We start from the raw sequence: 24,364 nt of genomic DNA on the forward strand, positions 1-24,364 counted from the left end.
GAGGCGAGAAAGAGTAGGAAGCACATCGCTTTCTAAATAAAAAAGGCCCCTCTCCTGAGGAGTAGCAGTATCGGCAAGCCGAACGCTGCTTGATCAAGGAGAGGGGTTCTTATTTTGGAGAAATCCTGCAAAATACAGATTTTAGCACAAGTAGCTACAGCTATTATCTAAGCGGCGCGAAATGCTTCACTTGCTCCAAAATGCCTTCAATTTCTTGGACGACATCTTCTGAAAGCTCCAGCTCGACAGCTTTGACGTTTTCGACGATTTGCTGCGGACGGCTCGCGCCAATTAGCGCGGAGCTGATGCCCGGCAAGCGCAGCACCCATGCCAGCGCGAGCTGGGAAATGGAGACGCCAAGCTGGCTAGCCAGCCCGTCCAGCTGTTCTACGCAGTCAAGGACATCGTCCCTTAAATAGCTTTTCAGCACATGGTTGATCGAATCATTGGCAGCGCGGCTATCTGTAGGCAATTGCTGGCCTTTTCTGTATTTTCCGGTCAGAATGCCTTGTGCCAGCGGCGAAAAGACGATCTGGCCAATGCCTTCCCGCTCGCTGACAGGGATGACTTCCTGCTCGATATATCGCTCAAACATATTGTAGATTGGCTGGTTGGAAATGAGCGGACGCAGGTTCAGCCGCTTCGCAATGCCGGTCGCATCGGCGATTTGAGCGGCGCTCCATTCGCTGACAGCGGAATACAAAATTTTGCCCTGTGCCGTCAAATCATCCAGCGCCCGCAGCGTCTCTTCCAGCGGAGCATTCTGATCATAGCGATGGCAAAAATAAATATCAATATAATCCGTACCGAGACGTTTCAAGCTGGCATCGCACTGCTCCATAATATGCTTGCGCGATAAGCCGCCGTCATTGGGGCCGTCACCCATATTGAAGAAGACCTTCGTCGAAAGCACATAGCTTGCGCGCTCGAATGGACGCAGGGCGCTGCCGAGCGCCCGCTCGCCTTCGCCGCGATTATAGGCATTGGAAGTGTCGAAGAAGTTGATGCCGCTTTCAAAGGCTTGCTGAATGCAAGCGTCAGCCGCTTTCTGCTCGGTAGCTGTGCCGTAGGTGAGCCAGCTTCCAAGACCGATTTCGCTTACTTTAATGCCGCTTGAACCAACGCGTCTGTATTTCATACCCTGATTCCTCCGTTTTCATTGAAAAAGTAAATGCTTGTCTTTGGCAGCCGCCGTTATTGCTCCAGTGATTTTTGCGTAAAGATAGCCATGTACGTCACTTCGTCCGATACGGGGCAGAGGAGATGCTCCTCCAGCGAATTGAAATAAAGCGTATCCCCCGGATGCAGCGAATATTCAGTCGCACCAACCTTATATGTCATCTCGCCGCTGATCATATAAATAAATTCCTCGCCCTCATGGGAGAAGCCGTGCGGCTTGACCTCGCCTTTGCGGGCCGTAATCAAATAAGGCTGGACCAGCTTGTCTCTGCGTTCGCTGGCAAACGCGTAGAAGGAATACCCTCTGTCTGTCCGTAGCCAGCTGTCTTTATCGCTGTACTGCAGGCTAGAATTGAATACGGTCGCATTGGCGCTCTGCTCTTCAATCAGGTCGGACACCCGGACGCCTAAAGCTCCGGCAATTTTCATCAGTGTCGCCACCGGAGGAGCGGATAGATCGTTTTCAATTTTGGACAGGAGGCTCTTCGTAAAGCCGCACTGTTTTGCGATTTCTTCCTGCGTCCGCTTCTGTTCCATGCGGATCAGCCGGATTCTTTTGCCGAGGCTCATCAGTCACACACCTTTATTTGTCATACTTGCCCTCTATCGTATCATAAAAGGACTGAGTTGAAAACGGTTCAATAAAGTTGTTGATAATTCAACTTAGTTGAATTAAAATAAACCTGCAATCACCTTGAGCTAAGTGCTTGGAACATTGAAGCGTTGAAGTTTAGAAGACTAGAAGTTTTGAAATCTTGAAAAATTGAGAAGTTGAAACATTGAAGGCTATATGAAACAAGGAGGGACAGTATGGTTAAAGCGGCGGATTTAAATGAGGAGCAGCACGTGCTGGATATGGGCTGGGGCAAAATAGCATGGTTATATGGACAAGAAATCGATCCTGAGGGCCAAATGACATTTGGGCAGGTTTACATTAATGCAGGTCAGGAAAATGGACGCCATCGGCATCCGAACTGTGAGGAAATTATTTTTGTGCTGTCAGGCGAATGCGATCATTCGCTAGGGGATGAAATGTATCATTTGAAGCCAGGCATGGCACTGCGTATTCCGCAAAATGTGCTGCATCATGCCAAGGTAACGAGCTGGGAGCCGTGCCGGATGATCATTGCGTATTCCGCAGTCGATCGGGAAACGGTGGGCGAGTAGAGCAGCCTTTCGAGCGTTGGGCGACCTAGTATGAGCAGAGCATAGGTTTGTTCAAGCAGGTGGCACGACGTAGATCGTAGAAAGTAGAAAGCAGAAAGCAGAAAGCAGAAAGCAGAAAGCAGGGAGGATGACAAGTGGGAATCCGGTATGCTTTTTCCCGGCCAACAGCGGGGACAGCGGAAGAGGAAGCGTTAATTCATGGCTATCAGGCGGCGGGCTACGAAGGCTTGCAGCTTAAATGGAATCAATATATGCCCCACGTGGAGGAGCCGGAGCGGTTTATAGAACGCTGGGGACAGCGGCCGGGCCTTGCTTCCGCGCTTATTACGGGAGGTACGCTGCTTAGCGATGACAGCAAGGAGGAGCTGCGCCGTATTTTCCGCTTTGGGAAGCAGGTGGGCACGGAGCTGATCGTCTACTGTCACAGCGTCCCAAGGACGGGACTAGACAAGGAAGCTATCGCTGGCTTTGCGAGGCTGTTCGCGGAGCTGGGCAAGGAAGCGCAAAGCAGCGGACTCAAGCTGTCGCTGCATCATCATTATGATCAGCCGGTCATGCATCGGGCGGATTTTGATACCTTTTTCAGCGAGCTGCGGCCGGAGGACGGGGTTGGACTGACGGTCGATACGGCGCATATGGTGAAGTCAGGCATTACCGATGTGGCGGAGGTTATTCGCAGCTTTGCGCCATTCATCAATAATTTTCATATGAAGGATTTTGCGGCTGGCGAATATCGGATTTTAGGAGAGGGCTCGATTGATTTTCAGCCGATTATGACGGAAGTACAGCGTATAGGCTACGAGGGCTGGATGTCGGCGGATGAGGAAAGCGGCGGTGAGATAGTGATGGGCATGCAGCAATGCTTGCCATTCATGAAATCAGGTATGGGGAGAGTGGCGGAATGAAAAAATATAAAATTGGATTTGTCGGTGCAGGGGCTGTCACGCGGCTGCATTTGAGAGGCTATGCCAATCACCAGGATCGCGTAGAGGTTGTTGCGATTTGCGACCCAAGCGAAGCGGCCGTTCAGGAGCGGGCGGATGAGTTCGGCATTGAGGGAAGATACACTGATCTTGCGGAAATGCTGGCGCATAGCGGGCTAGATGCCGCAGTGGTCTGTACGCCTTCGACGATACGTGGAAGCATCATGCGGCCGCTGCTGGAAGCGGGCATTCCGGTTTTTCTGGAAAAGCCTTTCGCCGACACGTTTGCCGAGGCGCAGCAAATAGCAGAGCTTGCCAAGCAGCTGAACGTTCCAGTGTGCATTAATCAAAATTTCCGCAAGCATCATCCATTTGATTTTATTCGCGATTTGGTCAAGTCAGGCGCCATCGGCAAGCTGGAGTCGATTCAATATGATTCCTTGTTCTATCGGCAGGATGCAGGCTGGCGAGTACATACGCAGCGTCACGCCTTATCCGTCATGGCCATTCATTGGTTTGATGGTATGCGCCGAATTGCGGATGCCAAGGCGGCTTCCATTTATTGCAGTGCCTACTCCTCGAAGGCGGTCGATTGTTTAGGGGAGACGGATGCAACCGTGCTGATGACGTTTGACAACGGCGTGCGCGCCCATTTTACCCAAAGCTTCTCCAGTCCGTTTCATAAAAATGATCTCGTCGTGCTTGGCAGCGAAGGCGTGCTCAGCACTTCATCCAATACGATTGGGCTGTATCGCCGCGACCCGAGCGGAGCGCCGAACTGGAATCCGCAGCCGGTGCAGACATGGGAGCACGCGCTGCCGATTGAGGAGGCGATATTTGACGGCCTCAATCAGCTGCTCGTCTGGCTGGAGACTGGCGTGGAAGCCGAAAATAGTGCGTTTGACAATTTGCATACGGTTTCATTGCTGGCTGGGGCATACGAGTCGGCAAAGGATAATCAGGTCGTTGCCTTTCAGGAAGGACTGCTAGGGTAGAACGGTTAGAGCGGTTAGAGCAGGTAGAGCATACAACTGCAAAAGTCATATGAACTGAAACAGCTGCAAAAGCAGAAAAGGCTACAAAAAGACATCTATAGGAACTTGGTTATAATGGTAGTCAGTTAGAATTGTGGTCAGTTGAGGGGAAATAAATAAGGCGCGGGGTTTTCGCAGCAGCGAAAATTTCGCGCCTTATTTATTACGATAAGCTCTTCGCGCTTTGCTTTGAAGGACCACCTGTTTTGGCGGACACGAAATCCGCTATTTCTTCTAGCAAATGGTCATGGAGATGCCTCGTGGACACAGAAGCCCCTAATGGTCCCCAAATCGCTGTTTTGCCGAGATATTGAGACCGATAAGGCATTTCCTGTCCGCCTACATACTTAAATTACAAAAAAAGCTCAAATAGCGGAACTCCAGTCCTCCAAAAAGGAGAGGTTCTACAAGAGATCCTGTCCGTACTGACAATTACGGAGGCTAATCGCATTTTCGCGGGGGCACCGTTACTGCTGAAAATGCTGCTGGCGGTAATGGAGCGGGCTCATGCCGGTCCAGCGTTTGAATTGCCTGCTGAAATGCGACAGCTGGGAATAGCCCAGCCGCAAACCAATTTCCTTCAGCGACAGCTCAGGCTGGCGAATGAGCACCTTAGCCTCCTGAAGCTTGAGCTCAGATAAAAACTGCCGTGGCGACAGCCCATACACTTTGCGAAACACTTCAAGCCCATAGCCGGGGCTGATGCCCAGCGAGCCCATAATCTCTTCAATGCGAAAGGCGCTCTCCGCCACCGACTCCCCAGGAAGCTTATGCGGGTCAAAGTTCCCCTTGATCGCCTCGGCAATCGCTTTGGCATATTGAACGGATGCTGGTGGCATAGCTGCCAGCTCCTCCTCCGGCAAACAGATCGTACTGACTAATAGTCCGAACAGCTCAAACAAATCCGCTTGCAGCCGAAAGCGATCCGCCGTCGTATAGCCGCCGCCCCGCCTAAGCATCGCAATCCATGGATTCAAAATAGGCAGCAGGCGCTCAGAATCAGCGCTTCCCGCGGGAAACAGCAGGCGGCCATTACGAATCATTTCTTGGCGAAAAGCCGGATCATCCACATTAAAGTGGGCGCAAAAATAAGCCATGCCCTCCTCCGAAACGCAGCGGCTCTTATGCTTAAAGCCGGGGGGAATAAGCAGAAAGTCGCCGGCACCCAGCTGATATTTGCTTTCGCCAATGATCGTTTCCTGCGCACCCTCCTGAATAAAAATCATTTCAAAGCCAATATGGGATTCCAGCGGCATCTGCCAATGCTTGTCTACACGCTGTTCATGTGCGCCGAAAAACTTAATGTTCCAGTCGATGGCAGGCAGAAAGCGCACATTTTGAATCCACGGCGAGAGTGTCACTTCATCATCCATTAGGCAGACCACCTTTGATTTGGGTAAATTTCACGTTGTTTGGACAATCGGCGATTTATTCTATTTAATTTATACTAAGAGGGTAAGATAAACAATAAGCAAAAGTGATGAAACGATAGGGGTTGTCGATATGGGACAAACGGCAAAATGGTTTTCAAGCACACAAACAGCGAGCTGGACGGAGAAAAGCACGGAATCACGCGCCTTTTCACCTGCTCTATCTAACTTGGCGATAACTGAAAGCGTATACCAAACGGTGGAGGGCTTTGGCGGCTGCTTCAATGAGCTGGGCTTCACTGCACTGAGCCACTTATCGGAGGAAGAACGTGCTGCGGTCATGCACGAGCTGTTCCATCCAGAAGGCGAGCAGCGCTTCAGCATTTGCCGCATGCCTATTGGAGCCAGCGACTACGCACTGGAGTGGTACAGCTTGAACGAAACGGACGGGGATGTGGCGATGGAGCATTTTTCCATTGAACGCGACCGCAAGTATTTGATTCCTTATATAAAAGAAGCGCTGGCGCTCAATCCGGAGCTGAAGCTGTTCGCTTCGCCATGGAGTCCGCCGACGTGGATGAAGACGCCGAAGGCTTATAATTACGGAACGCTGCGCTGGGAGAAGGAAATTCTCGAAGCCTATGCGCTGTATTTCGTCAAGTTCGTTCAGGCTTACCAAGAGGAAGGCATTACGATCCATCAGGTCCATGTGCAAAATGAAGTGGTTGCCGATCAAAAGTTTCCTTCCTGCGTATGGACGGGCGAGCAGCTTAGGGAGTTCATCCGCGATTATTTAGGACCTGCCTTCAAGCAGCATGGGCTGGACACGGAAATTTGGCTCGGAACGATTAATGCCCCCGACCCATGGCTGGAGCTGATGAAAGGGACAACGAACGATTATGACGCTTATGCAGGTCTCGTACTGAGCGACCCTGAAGCTTATAAATATATTAAAGGCGTCGGCTATCAATGGGCAGGCAAATATGCAATCGCCCGGACGTCGCAGAGCTACCCGGAGCTGCGTTATATGCAGACGGAAAATGAATGCGGAGATGGCAAAAACACATGGGCGTATGCCAAATATGTGTTCCATCTGTACCAGCATTATTTCAGCAACGGCGTGAACAGCTATATTTACTGGAATATGGCGTTGGAGCCGAAAGGACGCAGCACATGGGGCTGGGAGCAAAATGCCATGATCACAGTTGAACCGGATGCGAAGCGGGCGATAAACAATCCGGAATATTACGTGATGAAGCATTTCAGCCATTTTGTGGCACCAGGCTCGCAGCGTATTGGGCTGCAAGGTCCGTGGAGCGGCCATGCCATAGCTTTCAAACGTGAAGACGGCTCGAGAGTCATCGTGATCACGAATCCTTACACGGATACAAGAGAGCTAAGGCTGTCCGATGGCGAAGCAGAGCATGCTTTTGAGCTGGAGCCGGAATCCTTTCACACGATTGTACTTGCATAAAATATAATTTCAATGAACAAACGCCTTTGCGCTCAAGCATGGCGTTTGTTTTGTCGTTATAAAAGTAAAGAGTGGGGAGGGAAAAGGAATGAGGCTGCTGTCTAAAATATATCGTGCCATGCTGCACCCGTTTCGGCGCAGCATACGCAATAAGCTGATTTTAATTATGGTTGTTGTGTCGGCGCTGCCAATTGTAGCCGTAACTGCGCTTGCTGTGGATAATAACCGAAAGTCAATGGAGGCCGAGCTTATTGGGACGAATGTGTCCAATATGAAATGGACGAGCATTTATCTCGGCGAACAATTTTCGCAAATGAACAGTCTGTTATATTCTGTTCTCATTAACCCGAACCTGAATGATTATATTGCCAGCGAGGAGGATTCTGGGTTGTCGAGCCAGTTTTCAGCGCAGCGCAACATTGAGGATGCAATGGCCTCGCTGTTTTATTCGGGCAATCATTATATTTCGGGCATTGAGCTCTATTTGAAAAGAAGCGGCAAGCTGTTTACGATGAATGCGTCCCAGAACCAAATTAAAACGCTGGAAAGCATACCTGATCCTTACAATGAGCTGTTTAACCAGCAAAAGGATTTTATGATTAGAAACAGCCTGGAAGGCGATCGTTTTCAGCTGATACGCAGCATCAATCGGTTCGAAAACCGCGAAATTCTCGGCGGTATAACGCTAGAGGTGCGCTGGGCGATTCTCGACCAGACGCTCTCGCTGCTTAATCCGGCCAAAGACCAGACCGTGCTTATTGCCGGCCCAGACGGAGAAATTTTGTACCGAATGGGCAGCGAAGCCCTTTCGCCCGAGCAGGTTGCGGAAATCGTGAAGGGCGGTACAGAGCCCGGCTATGAGCGCAAGGCGGATGAATATGTATTTTACAATACGATTGATCCGATGAAGCTGAAGCTTATCAAAATTATTCCAATGAGCGCTATTAACCAAAGCGCACAAGCAACGATGCATTATGGAATATTGGTTGGAGCGATAACGGTTGCGGCGGCTATTATTATTGCCGTGCTGCTTGCTTGGCGCACAGCAAGGCCGATTGTGCTGCTTGCTCGCTCTATGCAAGGGCTGAGCCTTATTAAACAGGGAGATAAGCCGTTGAGTGGACGCATGGATGAAATTGGCTTGCTGGAGACCAAGTTTTATAATATGTCGCATCGCATTAGAGAGCATATTAAGAGCGAATACAGCATGAATTTGGAAAAAAAGACAGCGGAGCTCAAGGCGCTGCAGGCGCAAATCAATCCGCATTTTTTACAAAACACGCTGCAAATGATCGGCAGCATGCTGTTTTCCAAAAAGCCCGCTGAAAGCTACGAAACGATTCGCTCGCTCAGCGAAATGTTCCGTTATGTCATTCGCGAGCCGGATGCCCTGGCTACGCTGAAGCAGGAGCTGGAGCATATGAACAATTACATGGTCATTCAGCAGCAGCGTTTTCAATCACGGCTGCAGTACAGCTTAGAGGTGGACGAGCAGCTGCTGCAAAGCCGGATTCCGAAGCTGACGCTGCAGCCCATCGTGGAAAATGCGTTTATGCACGGGCTTGATTCGCAGGCTGGAGGCTGGGAGCTGGGTGTGAAGGTAGCTCAAGCTACATCCTCTGACGTCATTATTACAATTAGAGATAATGGCGTAGGGATGAGTGCTGAGCGGCTGAGGGAAGTACGCCAAAGGCTCAGCTATGCGGATGGAGAGGTTTGGACACATGGAGAGCGAATTGGGCTGGGCAATGTAGCCTCAAGGCTGCAAATGCATTTTGGCAAAGCGTACGGACTGACGATAGATAGTGAAGTCGGGGTTGGCACGCGTATAACCATCCATATACCTGGCGACATGCAAGGGGGAGAAATACATGATTAAAGTTATGTTGGTTGACGATGAAAGCTGGGGACGGGATATTGTAAGGACGTTCGGCCGTTGGGAGGAACATGGCATGGAGATCGTGGCCGAGGCGGAGGATGGGGAAGAGGCGCTGCGGCTTGCGGAGAAGCAAATGCCGCAGGTCATTATTACCGATATGAGAATGCCCGGCATGGATGGCGTCAAGCTGCTCAATGAGCTGCATGAACGTTTGCCTCATATCCAAATTGTCGTCATTAGCGGCTATGATGACTTCAAATACATGCAGCATGCGATTCGCTGCCAAGCGGTAGATTATTTGCTCAAGCCGATTGATCCGAAGGAGCTGAACGCGGTACTTTCAAAATGTGCGTCGGGGCTCGCGGCTGCGGAGGAGAGCCGGCGCTTGCTAACGCTGGATCTCGAATGGCTGTTGTCGCTGACCTCGCTGAAGCAGCGGCTGCGCGCTAGGTTCAATGAACTGGACCGCGAAGGTCTGCTGGAGCTTTTCGGAGAGCTGGCGATTGATATGGAGAGCAGTGTCGCTGGCAAGCCGCAGCTGCTGGAGCGCGTCGTCCAAGAGCTGCTGCTCATGCTTAAGGAGCTTCTGCTGACTAATTCATTGGAGGCAAATGCGGTAGATAGTGCCAGAGACGGGGCGGAGCTCGCCTCGAGCGCGAATGCAGCCGCTTTTCTGGCTGCCCGTTATGAGGATGCGCTGGAGCAGCTGATTCAGCAGCGAAAATTCAAGAAACGGCTTAATTTGGACGAGGTTAGGCAGTATATGGAAGCGCGGTTTGCCGAACCGATTTCACTGGAGCAGGTAGCTCGCGCTTTTTTCGTTAGCAAGGAGTACTTGAGTAAAACATTTAAACAGGAATACGGCTGCAATATGACCGATTATATGCTGCAGCTTCGCATGGAGAAGGCGCGGGAGTGGCTGCTTGATGAAAAATTGCCAATTAAAACCGTTGCAGAAATGGCAGGCTATGAAGATGTCACGTATTTTTACCGTGTATTTAAAAAGCATTTCGGCATTGCCCCAGGAGAAATGCGGCGAGGCAGCGAGGATTGATGCGGGCACATTGGACAAATCGGACCACATTCAAATTGGTTTAAAAATGTCCAAGCGAACAGTCTAATTCTGTCCAATTAAACGCTTTCATAAATCAGATACAATGAAAGCGTAAACAAACAAGCTTACGGGAGGTCATTACAGATGAAAAAGAAGCTTTGGAAATCAGCGCTAAGCGCAGCATTAATTACAACACTGCTGGCAGGCTGCGGCTCGAACAGCGGTACGGCAACCGATAATAGCGGAGAAACGACAGGCGAAGGCGGCGCGAAAACGGTTAAGCTCAAAATGTTTATCCCTCAGCCAAGGCTCAAAGAAAGCTACGATAAATACATTGCGCAATTTGTAGCGAAGGAAAAAGCCGAGAAAAACATTGATGTCCAAATACAGCTAGAAATGCCGACAGCCGACACGGCTCCGCAAATTTTGAAAACAAGACTGGCATCCAATGATGCCCCGGACATTTTCGCCGTGCATGCGATTAATGAAATTCCTTCCTTTTACAAAGCAGGCTACTTAGAAGACTTGTCTGGACAGCCTTTTGTAGACAAGCTGCTCGATAGCGTGAAGCCTTCCGTTACGACAACAGACGGTAAAATCGTTGCCGTTCCTACGGAAACGCTGTCATGGGGATACATTTATAACAAAAAGATTTTTAAAGACCTTAGCTTGACGCCGCCAACCACTTTAACAGAAATGAAAGCGGTTATCGCGAAGCTGAAGGAAAACAATATAGCGCCATTCCTGCTTTCCTACAAGGAAGCATGGATTCCGCAGCTGTTCCTGCCGCTGGCAGTAGGCGCTATCTCGAATACGACAAATAAAGATTTTGTGGAAAGAATGAACAAGGACGAAGGCTCGTTCAGCGAATTGAAATCGATGTTCGAGGTGATCGATCTGGTCAACCAGAACGGTACGGATAAAGCGATGGAGCTGGGCGGTGACGATGGTTCCGCAGCTTTCGCATCAGGCAAAGCGGCCATGTGGGTTCAAGGTCCATGGTTCGCCGAGTCGATTCTTAAAGCGAATCCAGATATGGAATTTGGCGTAGCTCCACTGCCGATCAATGATGATCCTAATGCAACGATGATCAACCTAAGTACATCTATTTCGCTCGTTGTATCGAAAAACAGTGCGAACAAGGAAGTGGCGCTGGACTTCATTAACTACGTGCTCGATGACAAAGACTCAAATGCATTTTACGAAGAGCTTAAATTTAATCCGGTTGCCAAAAATCATTCGTTCACCACCTATCCTTGGGTAGAGGATGCAATGATTTACGTTAAAGAAGGCAAATCGTATTTGGATCCTTCCGTCCCACAAGCGGTTAAGGATGAGTCAGGCAAAGCGCTGCAATCGTACTACGCTGGACAACTGTCGCAGGACGGTGTTATAGCGGCACTCGACAAGGCATGGAAATCGTTTAACAAAGTTAATAAATAATTAAATAAAGAAAGAAGGAATGGCGGCAGGGTGGATAAGGCGCGAGGCGCGTCTCCCACCCTGCCATGCCTTCCCATCATCATCTTAGGAGAGGTGAGCAACCGTGCCAATGAAGGGTGTTTTAAAAAGATATGTATCGCTGCTGGCCTTCGTCGCGCCTGCATTTATTTTGTACGCCATTTTTCTGCTAATTCCGACTCTTGGCGGTATGTATTACAGCTTTACAGATTGGAATGGACTGAATACGAACTATCAATTTATCGGTCTCGAAAATTTTGTGGAGGCGCTGAAGGACGACCCGGATTTTGTCCACTCGCTGCTGTTCACATTAAAATATGTGCTGTATATGCTTGTGCTGCAAAATGTAATCGCGCTGCTGCTTGCTGTTCTCATTGAATCGCGGAGCAAAAGCAAAGGATTTTTCCGCACGATATTTTTCATGCCGAACATGATCAGTATTATTATTAGCGCCTTTATGTGGACATTCGTGTTCACTCAAGTGCTGCCGCAGCTGGCGGAAAAAACAATGTTTACCTTCCTGGATCAATCCTGGGTTGGCGATCCTAAGTTTTCCTTCTATGCCATTCTGATTATCTCGCTCTGGAATGGCGTCGGCTACATGATGATTATTTATTTGGCGGGTCTGCAAGGAGTGCCGCAAAGCTTGATGGAGGCGGCCATTATTGATGGAGCGAATCCGCTGCAGCGCTTTATGAAGGTTACGCTGCCGATGATTACACATGCGATCACGATTTGCTTCTTCTTGACGCTGAACGGGGCTTTTAAGGTGTTCGAGGTCGTATATGGCTTTACGGGCGGAGGTCCGGGCCGGTCGACGCAGGTGATTACGATGAATATTTATGAAGAGGCCTTTTCGAATAATTTCCGCTATGGCTATGCCAGTGCGAAATCGGTCATTTTATTCATTATCGTCTTGATTTTCACACTCATCCAAATTGCAGTCATGAAAAGAAAAGAGGTGGAGGCATGAGAAACAGAAGCGCGAGCTCGTTATTTATTACGCTGTTTCTTACGATCGGAGCCGCCATTTCCTTCTTCCCGATTTATATGGCTATTGCCAATTCATTTAAAACGCAGGGAGAAATGTTTCAATCCTTCGTAGCTTTGCCGTCTGCGCCGACCTTTGACAACTACGTGCAGGCCTTTCACAAAATCAATATGCTTAGCAGCACGCTGAATTCGGTAATTGTATCGGTGCTGGGCATCGGCGGCATCGTGTTCTGCGCGGCGCTGGCAGGCTATAAGCTGTCAAGGACACCAGGCAAGGCGAGCGCAGCGATCTTTTTCCTATTCGTCGCTTCGATGCTCGTGCCGTTTCACTCGATTATGATTCCGCTTACCCGCATGGCGAACAGCTTGTCTGTGCAGGGCACTACTTATGGCTTGGCACTCATTTACATTGGACTAGGCGTCAATATGGCCGTTTTTCTATACCACGGCTTCGTAAAATCGATTCCGCGCGAGCTGGAGGAAGCGGCTCATATGGACGGCTGCGGCGAGTTCCAGACGTTTTTCCGGATTATTTTTCCGCTGCTGCTGCCGATTACGGTGACGATTGCCATTCTCGATTTCCTATGGATTTGGAATGACTTCCTGCTGCCGATGCTGATGCTGACGGATTCGGATCATTATACGCTCATTTTGTCCACGAACACATTGTTTGGCGAATACAACAAGGAATGGACGCTCATCCTCGCTTCGCTTGTATTGACGGCGATTCCTGTTATTATTATTTATGCCTTCTTCCAGCGCTTTATTATGGAAGGCATTACAGAAGGAGCAGTGAAGGGCTAATGGATAAATTATTATATGGGGTTGCTTATTACGATGAATATATGCCATACGACAGACTGAATGAAGATATTCGCATGATGAAGGAAGCGGGCATTAACGTAGTCCGCATTGCCGAATCGACTTGGAGCACGCATGAGCCGCAAAATGGCGTATTCGATTTTAGCTCCGTAGACCGCGTACTGGATGCCATGCATGAGGCGGGTATCCATGTTATCGTTGGCACGCCGACGTATGCGATTCCGACGTGGATGGTCAAGGAGCATCCAGATGTGCTTGCGGTAACGGCGGCGGGGCCAGGCAAATACGGCGCGCGTCAAATTATGGACATTACGCATCCGGTATACTTGTTCCATGCTGAGCGGATCATTCGCAAGCTGATTGAGCGCGTCAGCAAGCATCCAGCGGTTATCGGCTATCAGACAGATAATGAGACGAAGCATTATGGCACGGCTGGGCCGAATGTGCAGCTGCGCTTCGTCAAATATATGCGTGATACTTACGAGACGCTCGGCCGCGTCAATGAGCTGTTCGGTCTCGATTATTGGAGCAACCGCATTAACAGCTGGGAGGACTTCCCATCGGTTGTCGGGACCATTAACGGCAGCCTAGGAGCAGAGTTCGCTAAGTTTCAACGCGGGCTGGTTAATGAGTTTCTTGCATGGCAGGTAGGCCTTGTCAATGAATACAAGCAGCCGGGGCAGTTCGTGACGCAAAACTTCGATTTTGAATGGCGCGGTTATTCCTTTGGCGTGCAGCCTTCGGTCAACCATTTCGAAGCGGCGGTGCCATTCGATATTGCTGGCGTAGACATCTATCATCCGTCACAGGATGAGCTGACGGGCATTGAAATTTCCTTCGGCGGCGACATGACGCGTTCGCTGAAGGGCAGCAACTATTTGGTGCTGGAAACGCAGGCACAGGCATTCCCGCATTGGACGCCCTATCCAGGGCAGCTGCGGCTGCAGGCGTTCAGCCATGTGGCATCCGGAGCAGATATGGTCGCCTATTGGCACTGGCACTCGATCCATAACTCATTTGAAACGTATTGGAAAGGGCTGCTCAGCCATGATTTTCTGCCTAATCCGGTTTATAACGAAGCCGGAACGATCGGACGGGATTTTGCCCGCCTGAGCGATGAACTGGTGCATTTGCGCAAGCAAAACAACGTTGCTGTTATGGTGAGCAATGAAGCGCTGACGGCGATGGAATGGTTCAAGCTGCCGGACGGCAAATTGTACAATGATGTTGTGCGCTGGCTGTATGACGAGCTGTACAAAATGAACATCGGCTGCGATTTTATTACGCCAGCTTGCGAGCAACTGGATGATTACAAAGTGGTTGTTGTTCCGGCTTTGTATGCGGTACCGGATCTGGCGCTTGAGCGGCTAAATGCTTTTGTGGAGCAGGGCGGACATGCCGTTTATTCGTTCAAAAGCGGCTTTGCGGACGAGCGGATTAAAGTACGGACCTCGCAGCAGCCAGGTATTATTGGCCAGGCGTGCGGCGTCGGCTACAGCCTGTTTATTGATCCAAAAAATGTCGGGCTGAAGGGTGCGGGGCTTGCGGCAGCGCCAGGAACGGTTACAAGCTGGATGGAGCTGTTGACTCCGCTCACAGGGGACGTCGAAGTGCTGGCGCATTACGACCATCCACAGTGGGGCGAATATGCGGCCATTACCCGCAACCGCTACGGCAAAGGTACAGCAACTTACATCGGCTGTCTGACGGATGGAGCTTCGGCGCATGAGGTGCTGAAGGGCACCGTTCAAGAGGCGGGATTATGGGGGGAAGATCAGCAGGTCAGCTTCCCGATCATCGTGAAGCAAGGGGTTAATCAGCAGGGAGCACAGCTGCGTTACTATTTCAACTATTCGGCTGAGCCGGTATCCTTCGTTTATCCACATGCTGCGGGGCAAGAATTGCTGGAGGGCCGTGCGGTTAGCAGCGGCGAGCAGCTTACGCTTGCGCCGTGGGGCGTGCAAATTATTAAAGCCGGTTAGGTCGAGAAAAGAAGTAAAGCTGGCGTGACGCTTACTTTCAAATATAAGAATTTATAAGCTTCACCCTTATAAATAGGCTTATATTTTTCGGACTGAAACGCGCCGCGCCTCCAGAGGACGGCGACAGCCGTTTCACCTTGGCATTTGCGAAAGGCGTCACGCCTTTTTATGGTTCGGATACTTTTGTGAAAAATGGTGTTTTGCCCGATGCCGACATTCCTCTTGTATTCATAAGATAGTGGAATAGGATAGCCATTATCCAAATATGAGAGAATGCGGAGGGAGCCATGAATAAGGTCGCCTTCATTACAGGTGTGACAGGACAAGACGGCATGTATTTAACCGAACTGCTGCTGGCGAAAGGATACATCGTTCACGGTTTGAGACGGCGCAGCTCGCTGGCGAATACGGGGCGAATCGACCGAATTGTGGACGAAGCGAATCGTGTAGAGCAGCGGCTCCATCTACATTATGGGGATTTGACAGATTCAACGAACTTGGTGAGGCTGGTGCAGGACATTCAGCCGGATGAAATTTATAATTTGGCGGCGATGAGCCATGTGCATGTCAGCTTTGATATGCCGGAATATACGGCGAATGCCGATGGTATCGGTACTTTGCGCCTGCTCGAAGCCATTAGGCTGCTTGGTCTGACCGATAAAACGAAAATTTATCAGGCATCCACATCAGAGCTGTACGGACTTGTGCAGGCGGTTCCGCAAAGCGAGACGACACCGTTTTATCCACGCAGCCCTTACGCGGTCGCCAAGCTGTATGGCTATTGGATTACGGTCAATTACCGGGAAGCCTACGGCATGTATGCCTGTAACGGCATCTTGTTCAACCACGAAAGCCCGGTACGTGGAGAAACGTTCGTCACACGAAAAATAACCCGTGCCGTCGCCCGCATTGCCTCTGGCCTTCAGCAGACGCTGGAGCTGGGCAACTTGTCGGCCCAGCGCGACTGGGGGCATGCGCGAGATTATGTAGAAGCGATGTGGCGCATTCTCCAGCAAAACGAGCCGGAGGATTATGTCATAGCCACTGGGCAGACAACAGAGGTGCGTGAGTTTGTGCGGCTCGCTTTTGCCGAGGCAGGCATCGAGGTCGCTTTTACCGGCGAAGGAGCGGATGAGCTGGGCCATGTGGTCAGCTGCAAGCGTCCGGAATACCAGCTTCCAGTTGGCCAATTGGTCGTCCAGGTTAATCCGCGATATTACCGCCCGACCGAGGTGGAGCTACTGCTTGGCGACCCGGGAAAAGCGCAGGCGAAGCTTGGCTGGACCCCAGCCAGCAGCCTTGCTGATCTCGTCAAGGATATGGTCGCCGCCGATTTGGAGGAGACGCAGCGTGTAGCGGATTTGCGCAAGCTGGGCTATGATGTAAGTTTGGATTTGGAATAGATTGACAATAGCCCGCCGGATCACTGCAGCAAGTCAGCAGCTTCCGGCGGGCTATTGATTTTGAGGAGTCGATTAGAGGAGACTCAGATTTTTTTCAATTGGGTGATAAACAAGATGGCGTGTAATATCGCCAGGATGCTGCACGAGAAGCGGCCCCCAAGAAGGATTTGTATCATGCATCAGCTTGAGCAGTGAAAGCATGCGATCAAATACTAACTGGACATCTGCTTCGCTAGACAAGCCTTCGGTTAAGGCTGCCGCTACGATATGCGCAGCGTAATAACCAGAGCGGAATTCGTCGGAAAGCGAGCCTGTAGTGCGCATCAAGATGCGCAATGAAGAGGTAATGCGTTCATCCTTGTTTCTCCAATTTTGAATTTCATCGAGCGAGTGATTTTCAAGACTTCTAAGTTTGGTTTTCATAATTGTCCAAGCGACTACTCGGGCAGAGCGTTTAGCTGTATCAGCATCAATTCGGCTGCCGCCTAATTGAATATCGGAAAGATCCTTGTCAGATTCTGCTTCAATGATTTTCTCCCAATCACCTGCATGATCGAATGCAAGCAGGCCAGAAGCATAGGCACCTAAATATCCACGTAAAATGTCAGCTGTATGAGGATCACCAGAAGGCCCTTCATTTCGCAGCTGGGCTTGTCCGGTAAAAGCGGCGTTCATGCCGCGAAAATAACCGACAAGACCAATGGCCGCAGCAGGTCCCAAATTTAGAATGCCTAGAACATCCGAAGCGGTTTCGTCCATGCGGGATGCCCAGTAATCGGGAAGGCCTTGGCCGATATTTTCTTGGGTCAAGCTGGTGCGAACAGCATCTGCCAGTTCCTCCAACAGCCCAACATCTGCGTGCAGAATATCGTGGCCACACACCTCATGAGGGATGCTGGACCATGCCAGCAAGCCAGTTGCTGCATGGGCAGGAGGGAGACTGACAATCGCAGCTTCCAAACCAAACACAGATGTAGCGTCGATAGGCCAAGTATAAGGGCCAGATTCGGGTTCTCCCCACTTTACCAAGGCCGTAATAACACTGAGATCCGGTGGCTTGATGCCTATCCGGTCACCTGCACTTAGATAACCGTCATAAAGATCGCTGACCATCTCCTGAAAGCCATCGCTTGCCAGTGCATGAAAGCCTTCGCCATTCTGGAGAATGCTATGGGCGATATCCAGCATGAGTCTGGCTGTATTATTTCTATTTGGGTCCCGTAGTAAAATTTCCATGAAGCCCTGCTGGCCCAGATTATCCAAGGTGCGGATAAAAGGAACGGCAACCGCCTGTTGATACAGCATCGGGAGCTTGCTCTTTGCTGCCTCAAGCCTCCCCCTTAATTGATGATAATCCGTCGGATCAGGCGGCCCCTGAATGTTAGAAAGTACAGCTTTCTTCACATCCTGAATGCATGCAGGCAAATTGGTGATATCCGGCATTACATGGGTAGCCATGCGGCTTCTTTCAAGTGTTGTTTGCATAGTTAGATTACCTCCTGAGTTATAAGAGCCAACACTTCTTGAGACGGCCTTGAACAAGACGTGCATCGAGAGTCTAGGTTTAAGTGCTATAAACAGAAGTCTTCCATCGACCTAAGTGTTGATCAAATGGTGAGCCTCAGGGCTCCATAGTCGTTTTTGAAAGGCTGTTCCGTTTTTAAAGCGGAGTTCATAAAGATCTGGGTTTGTCATTTGTTCGCCCTGTTGATCGGTGAAATCGGGCACGTAATGCTGAAGCAGCAGCGTTAAGGTCAACCGATGGCTGACTAGAAGAAACGTTTGAGCGTCACTTTTCAATAGTTCGTTTGTGAAGGCAACAACACGCGTAGATACTTCTTGTGCGCTTTCCTCTTTGTCGATACCGGGTACTCCTTGCTCTCGAAGACGGTTTTCCGCTGGCTCTAGCTTGAGGTTCAGCCGTTTTTCAATAATTTGCGCTGTTTGCCAAGCGCGCAAATAAGGGCTGGAGATAAACTTCTCCATGTGCAGGCTGTCCATGCCTGCAAGAGCATCTGCCAGTTGTTCAGACTGAGTTACTCCGACTGAACTAAGAGGAGCATCTAGCTGGTTTCCAGTAGCGCGTCCATGTCGGACCAAATACAAGGTTACTTCATCATGCATCAGCTAATGTCACCTTCTGAGTAAGATTTTAAGCTTCTGTTCCAGGCAGGAGAATTTCTGCCTCGACTATAATGTGTAATGTTTCATAACTTAATCCAATCCATAATTTGTGAGATTGAAACGATAAGCAATGTACTCCTGATACTTTAGCTTTTGGGCAGTGTATCATTATTATGAATGCTAGATAAGAAAAAGATATTCCCTACCTGCTAGGGAATTGAACGAACATTTCTGAACAAATAAGCTTCCGACCCCACCCGAAGTGTGGAGCCGGAAGCCTATTGTCTTGGAGCAGAATGGATGAGGGTTGAAGAGGGGCCCGCAATCAGCCGCTTTATAACAGGCTTTCCCGCAGGCAATCGCAAATGTAGGCGATATCCTGCTCGGTTAAGCCGCCGTAGGTCGGCACATTCAGTCCTTGCGCTGCAATGCGGTTTGCAATGGGAAATTCCTCGCTGCGCTGCATGCCTTGATACGGCGGGAGCACATGCATCGGATAAAAGAACGGACGCGTTTCAATGCCGCGTTCTTTCAGGCGCTCCATGAAAGCGCCGCGCTGCTCTTCGTTATAGCCGTTTAGCAGGATGCTGAACATCCAGTAAACGTTTTTGGCCCATGGCTGCTCGGCAGGCAGCGTGAAGGCGCTGTTTCCTTCAAGCTGCTTGCAGTAAAGCGAGGCGACGCGTATCCGTTCGCCGACATGCCAGTCGATGTTTTCCATTTGTGCGCAGCCAACCGCCGCTTGCAAGTTCGTCAGGCGATAGTTGTAGCCAATGACGGGAAACCAATATTTGCGGGCGGGATCGATGCCCTGTCCGCGCAGAAGCTGCATTTTGCGGGCAAGCTGCTCGTCATTGGTCGTAATCATGCCGCCTTCACCGGTCGTAATGATTTTGTTGCCGAATAGGCTGAACGTTCCCGTATGGCCCAGCGAGCCGGTCCGCTTGCCCTTGTATTTTGCACCGGGTGCTTCCGCAGCGTCCTCCAGCACAAATAATCCATGCCGCTCCGCAACTTCTGATATAGCGTCCATATTGGCAGGATGCCCGTATAGATGAACGGGAATGATCCCCTTCGTGCGTGGCGTAATCAGCCCCTCCAGCAGCTCAGGGTCCATGTTCCACGTATCGGGCTCGCTGTCAACAAAGACGGGAGTGGCTCCGCAATACGTGACGGCATTTGCCGTGGCGATAAAAGTTAGCGTTGGGACGATGACCTCATCTCCCGGGCCTACCCCGTGAGCCAGCAGCGCCAAATGCAGAGCAGTTGTTCCATTGCTGCACGACACGGCAAATTTCGTCCCGCAAAAGTCCGCGAAAGCTTCCTCAAACGTATGAATATATTTGCCTGTCGAGGAAATCCACGTGGAATCCAGGCAATCCATGACGTATTTTTTCTCATTTCCATTAAAAATGGGAACGGCAACCGGATAAAATTTGTCGCCCAACATTATGCCTCCTCCGTGTTACGTTCGCTCTTGGTTCAAAAGACGCTTCACTGTGGCGGGAACGCCAACGGCAAGCGTTTGGTCCGGAATATTCCGAATGACGGCGGCACCAGCACCAATCATGCAGCCTGCTCCAATGCGAATGCCGTCGATGACGACAGTGCCTGTTCCGAGAAAAGAACCGTCGCCGATCGTTACACCGCCGGACAGCGTGGAGCCAGGCGCCAGATGGCAAGCCTCGCCAATGATGCAATCATGGTCAACCGATGCAGCCGTGTTAATGATGGTGAGGGAGCCAATTCGAGCATCCGGCTGGATGATGCCTCCCGGCATAACAGCAATGCCACAGCCGAGCGTGGCGCTGGGAGCAATATAAGCTAACGGGCTTATGGCATTAATCAGCTCGAAGCCAAGGCTTTGCACATGGCGGGCGAGCCGCAGCCGCGTCGCATTATCGCCGATAGCGATAAAAGCATGGCGTACCCCCTGCTCCAGCAGCAGAGGAAGCATGGCATCGTCGCCAAGCACGGGGACATTCAAAACCTGCCCGCCTGGCTCGCGGCCGATGCAGCCAATGACCTTGTATGTCTGGCTGGTACGAAGAATATCAACGACAACTTTGGCATGTCCGCCAGCCCCAACAACAACGGTACGATAAGGATTCGCAGAAACAGCATTCATGCCGTATAGGCTCCTTCAACAATAAAATGAGGGGGTGATGCAGCTACTCCCATCATATTCAAATGGCAGAAAATTGCTTCACTTGCAGCCGGGCAGTCGTCCATTTATTCAAATATAGTTGAAATCCCTAGCAGGCGGGGGCAGGTGCCGTTGCTTTTTGTGAGCGGGACAATACGCTATGTAGAAGGCAGAGCGATTGGAGGCGTGATATGAAACGCAAAAGAGCTCGTAAACAAGGAACAGCGAAGCGCGGCTCGCATAGCCGCATATCGCGAAGAAAACGCGGCAATAGAGCGCGAGTCGGAAAAGTAGCAAGGACAAGAAGACGCAAAGGCAGACGGGGCGGCAGGAAACTGCGCGGCTCGACAAGAAGCAGGAACAGGCAGAAGGCAACCGAGCAGGCTCAGCTTGTAATTGAGCCTCCAGCACCGGTCGAGCCGCCTCCAGCACCAATAGATACGGAGCTGTTAAAAGCAAATAATGCGGCGTTCCGTCAGGGGCTGCCCGCAGGAGCTCCAATTGTAGAGCTGCTGCGCCGGGTATTCCGGCTGGGGGATGAGGATTTTTTATGGGAGCTGTATCGTCAGGTGCTCCAGCGCGAACCGGATAACGAAGGCTTTAACGGACATCGCAGCCATCTGGCCCATGGCACGCCGCGGGCGGTAATTGCTGCGGCTCTTATCCAGAGTCCAGAGGCGGAGGCTATTTTCTCCAGAGTGCCCTCTGGAGAAGCGAATACGACAGCCCATCTGATTCAGCATTTGTTCCCCGCTGCGGATTTGGATTTTATTCACGGCATCCACGTACAAATAATGAATCGTGCGCCGGATAGCAATAAGGTAGGACGATACACGACGGCCTTGAAGCAAGGACTGCTGCGGCGCGCATGGATAGCGAGCCTTGTCATGTCGGAGGAGTTTGGACTGCTCATTGGGGCGCCGTATTTGCCTCCGCTTGCGGCGAGTGCGGCCCGTATAAACAGCCGGCAAATCGGCATGTTCCTTTGCTTTGGGGTGCAAATTGCGATGGATGGAGAAGGCATCGGTCGTTTCATCGTCCGCTTGTCGGAAGGCTTGCTTGCGCTGGAGAATGATTTTACCCTACATGTAGCGACAACGGAAGCGAATTTTGCCGAGGCTGCGGCTGTGTATGCCCCGCTGCGCGCGGCTTATGGCGATCGTTTGAAGCTGCACCGCACGGACAGCATGGATACGGTGAACCGCAGCGTGCCTGCGGACATATGGATTGTGCCATATGTTGGGATGGCGCTCGCGCAATATTTGGAAAAACCTTATATGGTTTGTCTGCATGATCTCGTATATTTGCATTTGCCTGAGCTGTACAGCGCGTATACCCAGCATTATCAATATATCCATTCTGTAGCGCAAAAGGTGACGGAAAAAGCGGCGAAGGTAGTCTTCGCTTCGGAGTTTACCCGCAATCATGAGGGGCTGGAGTTTCTCGAGCTGGCTGTCCACAAAACGGCTGTCGTGCGCTTTGCAGCGCCGCATGAGGAATATGCGGTGTTTCAAACGCATAGCGAGGAGAAGTTCCGCAGCGCCTACAAGCTGGATGGTCCATATTTGACCTTCCCGTCGGTTGTAAGGCTGCATAAAAATCATGAGGGCCTCATCAAAGCTTTTGCGCTGTTCAAGCAGACGGAAGCAGGAAGAGCATCTGGCATGAAGCTTGTTTTTACAGATGATCTTGGGAACCGCCCGCGGCAGCAGGAAATTTTGGCAGCGCTGAACGAAATTGCCGATCCTGTTATTCGCAGTTCAATCGTGTTTATGGGGCGCATAGCTTCAGTAGATTTGCCTTCCCTATACCGCTATGCCGCAGGCACAATCGTTCCAACGCTCTTCGAGGGCAGCTGCCCATTTCCTATATTGGAGTCGCTGCTGATGAATACGCCGGTCGCCTTCGGAAGGCTGGAGGTGGTGAAGGAGGTTATTAGCGACATGAGCTGCTTCGCAACCTTCCATCCGCATAATATCCAGGAGATGGCGGACGCTATTGCACGGCTGTCACGGGAGGGAGAAGAGGTTGTCCCGCGTCAGCAGGCCGCACTTAGCGGCGCGTTGAGCAGGAGATGGCTGGATGTCGCAGGAGATTATGCAAACGTCATTGAAGAGGTGCAAGCAGCTGCCGACTAGGGCAGCTGCTTGCCGTAATACCGCCAATACGTATCGCGAAAAACGTTCAAATAACGCTTTGCTACATCATCCCAGCTTTCCGCTGGATCATGAATGCCCGCTATGGCGGAGCTTTTGTATTCATCATAATTCGCAGTCAAATCTTCAAGCGCTTGAACGATGGAATCGGGGCTCTGGGGGTTGAACCAGGCAATCTTGGCACTATGCCGTGCCAAATGCTCGCGCATGACCGGAATGTCCGAGCAGAGCACCGGAGTACCGAGGCGAAGCGCTTCTTCGACCGGGTAGCTCCCGCCACCTTCCGAAAGGCTGGGCATAATGAGCGCCCAGGCATTTTTAATGAGCGCGGGAATATCCTCATCTCCTACAAAGCCGAGCGGGTAAAGATCACGATTAACGACAAGGCCTGTTCGGCGAATGGTGGAGATGAGCGTTGGAATCCAACTGTGCTGCGGCGTGCAATCCGGAAAAGGCTGCCGCAGCGTGTCGGTTAGATAGCCAGTGAGTACTAGCGGGCATTTGGTGCGCCCCTTCCAATGGGACAAGGCCTCGAGCAGATTGTTGTGGTTTTTATGCGGCGATGTATTGGATGGATAAATGATGTATTTGGACGGAATGCGGGCAGCGGTGGCAGGAGAGACCTGGCTTGCATATTGTGCGGCAATCGGTGTAATGGCATGGGGCACGACAGTCGCCGATTGATGGCGAGGGCCGAAATGAGCAATGAGGCGATTTTTCACATGCTCCGAAGAAACGACGACGGACGTGACGTGGTCCAGCCATTTTTTCGATAAAATCCAGTGGCCCTTAAGCTGCTCGCCATTTGTAAAAGGCGGGACATAATCGAACATCGTCGTATCGTGAAAGGTGCAGACGGTTGGACGATCAAGGGCATGGTAGGGGTGGGTGTGCGGCCAGTAGTAATAGACGACGTCGATACCAGCGAGCAAATAGGAATTTTGGTCGGAATCGATGCTGTGCTGGGTGGATACCATCTCAACCTTGTTTAATGCTTTCAGTTCCGCGACGTTGCGAATAAGGGAATCGGGCGAGAGGACGAGCCTGATCTGCTCCACATCTGGCTGCCTGGCCATAGCCGAAATCAAATTATGGAGCAGTCTCATCCCGCCGCCGATGGAAAAATGGACAGACCATACAAGAATCCGCATTGTTACAAACCTCCTGCCAAGGGCGAGGCTGTCTCCTGCCTAACAG

Annotated in this window: 20 protein-coding genes; 12 read left to right on the top strand and 8 right to left on the bottom strand. The window is 50.9% G+C overall.

The features are described 5' to 3' along the window. Positions 1 to 163: 163 nt before the first annotated feature. A complete protein-coding gene (locus tag MHB80_RS12290; protein WP_341282399.1) occupies positions 164 to 1,138 on the bottom strand; it encodes an aldo/keto reductase family protein in 975 nt (324 codons plus the stop codon). Between the two features lie 56 nt (positions 1,139 to 1,194). After that, positions 1,195 to 1,749 (bottom strand): XRE family transcriptional regulator, encoded by a 555-nt coding sequence (locus MHB80_RS12295; protein WP_056038465.1) that lies wholly within the window; start codon positions 1,747 to 1,749, stop codon positions 1,195 to 1,197. Between the two features lie 240 nt (positions 1,750 to 1,989). On the opposite strand from MHB80_RS12295, the gene MHB80_RS12300 reads away from it, so the two are divergent. The 3 genes from MHB80_RS12300 to MHB80_RS12310 all read left to right on the top strand — a co-directional run bounded on the left by MHB80_RS12300 (position 1,990) and on the right by MHB80_RS12310 (position 4,264). Continuing rightward, the gene (locus MHB80_RS12300) at positions 1,990 to 2,346 is read left to right on the top strand and encodes a cupin domain-containing protein (protein WP_341282400.1); all 357 of its coding nucleotides are present in this window, start codon (positions 1,990 to 1,992) and stop codon (positions 2,344 to 2,346) included. Positions 2,347 to 2,480: 134 nt separating this feature from the next. Beyond that, positions 2,481 to 3,251, top strand: coding sequence for a TIM barrel protein (locus MHB80_RS12305; RefSeq protein WP_341282401.1), 771 nt, complete (start codon positions 2,481 to 2,483; stop codon positions 3,249 to 3,251). Next, positions 3,248 to 4,264, top strand: coding sequence for a Gfo/Idh/MocA family oxidoreductase (locus MHB80_RS12310; RefSeq protein WP_341282402.1), 1,017 nt, complete (start codon positions 3,248 to 3,250; stop codon positions 4,262 to 4,264). The genes MHB80_RS12305 and MHB80_RS12310 overlap by 4 nt, the downstream gene beginning before the upstream one ends. A 506-nt stretch (positions 4,265 to 4,770) precedes the next feature. Here the strand turns inward: MHB80_RS12310 and MHB80_RS12315 are convergent. Beyond that, a complete protein-coding gene (locus tag MHB80_RS12315) occupies positions 4,771 to 5,676 on the bottom strand; it encodes an AraC family transcriptional regulator (RefSeq protein ID WP_341282403.1) in 906 nt (301 codons plus the stop codon). Between the two features lie 130 nt (positions 5,677 to 5,806). Between MHB80_RS12315 and MHB80_RS12320 the strand changes: the two genes are divergently transcribed. From MHB80_RS12320 to gmd, 8 genes are all read left to right on the top strand, one after another. After that, positions 5,807 to 7,147 (top strand): glycoside hydrolase family 30 protein, encoded by a 1,341-nt coding sequence (locus MHB80_RS12320; RefSeq protein WP_341282404.1) that lies wholly within the window; start codon positions 5,807 to 5,809, stop codon positions 7,145 to 7,147. Between the two features lie 88 nt (positions 7,148 to 7,235). Then, the gene (locus MHB80_RS12325; RefSeq protein ID WP_341282405.1) at positions 7,236 to 9,026 is read left to right on the top strand and encodes a sensor histidine kinase; all 1,791 of its coding nucleotides are present in this window, start codon (positions 7,236 to 7,238) and stop codon (positions 9,024 to 9,026) included. Next, the gene (locus MHB80_RS12330) at positions 9,019 to 10,080 is read left to right on the top strand and encodes a response regulator (RefSeq protein WP_341282406.1); all 1,062 of its coding nucleotides are present in this window, start codon (positions 9,019 to 9,021) and stop codon (positions 10,078 to 10,080) included. The genes MHB80_RS12325 and MHB80_RS12330 overlap by 8 nt, the downstream gene beginning before the upstream one ends. 144 nt (positions 10,081 to 10,224) lie before the next feature. Further along, on the top strand, positions 10,225 to 11,523 hold the full coding sequence (locus tag MHB80_RS12335; protein WP_341282407.1) for an extracellular solute-binding protein: 1,299 nt from the start codon (positions 10,225 to 10,227) through the stop codon (positions 11,521 to 11,523). 103 nt (positions 11,524 to 11,626) lie between these two features. Beyond that, the gene (locus MHB80_RS12340) at positions 11,627 to 12,514 is read left to right on the top strand and encodes a sugar ABC transporter permease (protein WP_341282408.1); all 888 of its coding nucleotides are present in this window, start codon (positions 11,627 to 11,629) and stop codon (positions 12,512 to 12,514) included. Further along, positions 12,511 to 13,338: a carbohydrate ABC transporter permease gene (locus MHB80_RS12345; RefSeq protein ID WP_046230649.1), complete on the top strand. Its 828-nt coding sequence runs from the start codon at positions 12,511 to 12,513 to the stop codon at positions 13,336 to 13,338. The genes MHB80_RS12340 and MHB80_RS12345 overlap by 4 nt, the downstream gene beginning before the upstream one ends. Continuing rightward, a complete protein-coding gene (locus MHB80_RS12350) occupies positions 13,338 to 15,338 on the top strand; it encodes a beta-galactosidase (protein ID WP_341282409.1) in 2,001 nt (666 codons plus the stop codon). Before MHB80_RS12345 ends, MHB80_RS12350 begins: the two co-directional genes overlap by 1 nt. A gap of 287 nt (positions 15,339 to 15,625) precedes the next feature. Then, on the top strand, positions 15,626 to 16,741 hold the full coding sequence (gmd, locus tag MHB80_RS12355) for a GDP-mannose 4,6-dehydratase (RefSeq protein WP_341282410.1): 1,116 nt from the start codon (positions 15,626 to 15,628) through the stop codon (positions 16,739 to 16,741). 72 nt (positions 16,742 to 16,813) lie between these two features. Here the strand turns inward: gmd and MHB80_RS12360 are convergent, their stop codons facing one another. From MHB80_RS12360 to MHB80_RS12375, 4 genes are all read right to left on the bottom strand, one after another. Beyond that, positions 16,814 to 18,226: a hypothetical protein gene (locus MHB80_RS12360; protein WP_341282411.1), complete on the bottom strand. Its 1,413-nt coding sequence runs from the start codon at positions 18,224 to 18,226 to the stop codon at positions 16,814 to 16,816. A 111-nt stretch (positions 18,227 to 18,337) separates the two neighbouring features. Then, positions 18,338 to 18,865: a histidine phosphatase family protein gene (locus MHB80_RS12365; protein WP_341282412.1), complete on the bottom strand. Its 528-nt coding sequence runs from the start codon at positions 18,863 to 18,865 to the stop codon at positions 18,338 to 18,340. A 334-nt stretch (positions 18,866 to 19,199) separates the two neighbouring features. Beyond that, complete coding sequence (locus tag MHB80_RS12370; RefSeq protein WP_341282413.1) at positions 19,200 to 20,315, bottom strand: DegT/DnrJ/EryC1/StrS family aminotransferase; 1,116 nt, start codon at positions 20,313 to 20,315, stop codon at positions 19,200 to 19,202. A 15-nt stretch (positions 20,316 to 20,330) separates the two neighbouring features. Next, entirely contained in the window at positions 20,331 to 20,993 is a 663-nt protein-coding gene (locus MHB80_RS12375) for an acetyltransferase (protein ID WP_341282414.1), read from the bottom strand. A gap of 209 nt (positions 20,994 to 21,202) precedes the next feature. On the opposite strand from MHB80_RS12375, the gene MHB80_RS12380 reads away from it, so the two are divergent. Further along, the gene (locus MHB80_RS12380) at positions 21,203 to 23,149 is read left to right on the top strand and encodes a DUF4214 domain-containing protein (RefSeq protein WP_341282415.1); all 1,947 of its coding nucleotides are present in this window, start codon (positions 21,203 to 21,205) and stop codon (positions 23,147 to 23,149) included. Here MHB80_RS12380 and MHB80_RS12385 read toward each other — a convergent pair. After that, the gene (locus tag MHB80_RS12385; protein ID WP_341282416.1) at positions 23,146 to 24,318 is read right to left on the bottom strand and encodes a glycosyltransferase family 1 protein; all 1,173 of its coding nucleotides are present in this window, start codon (positions 24,316 to 24,318) and stop codon (positions 23,146 to 23,148) included. The genes MHB80_RS12380 and MHB80_RS12385 overlap by 4 nt on opposite strands. Positions 24,319 to 24,364 lie beyond the last annotated feature (46 nt).

The sequence above is a fragment of the Paenibacillus sp. FSL H8-0537 genome (genome assembly GCF_038051995.1).
In the GTDB taxonomy this organism is placed as follows: Bacteria; Bacillota; Bacilli; order Paenibacillales; family Paenibacillaceae; genus Pristimantibacillus.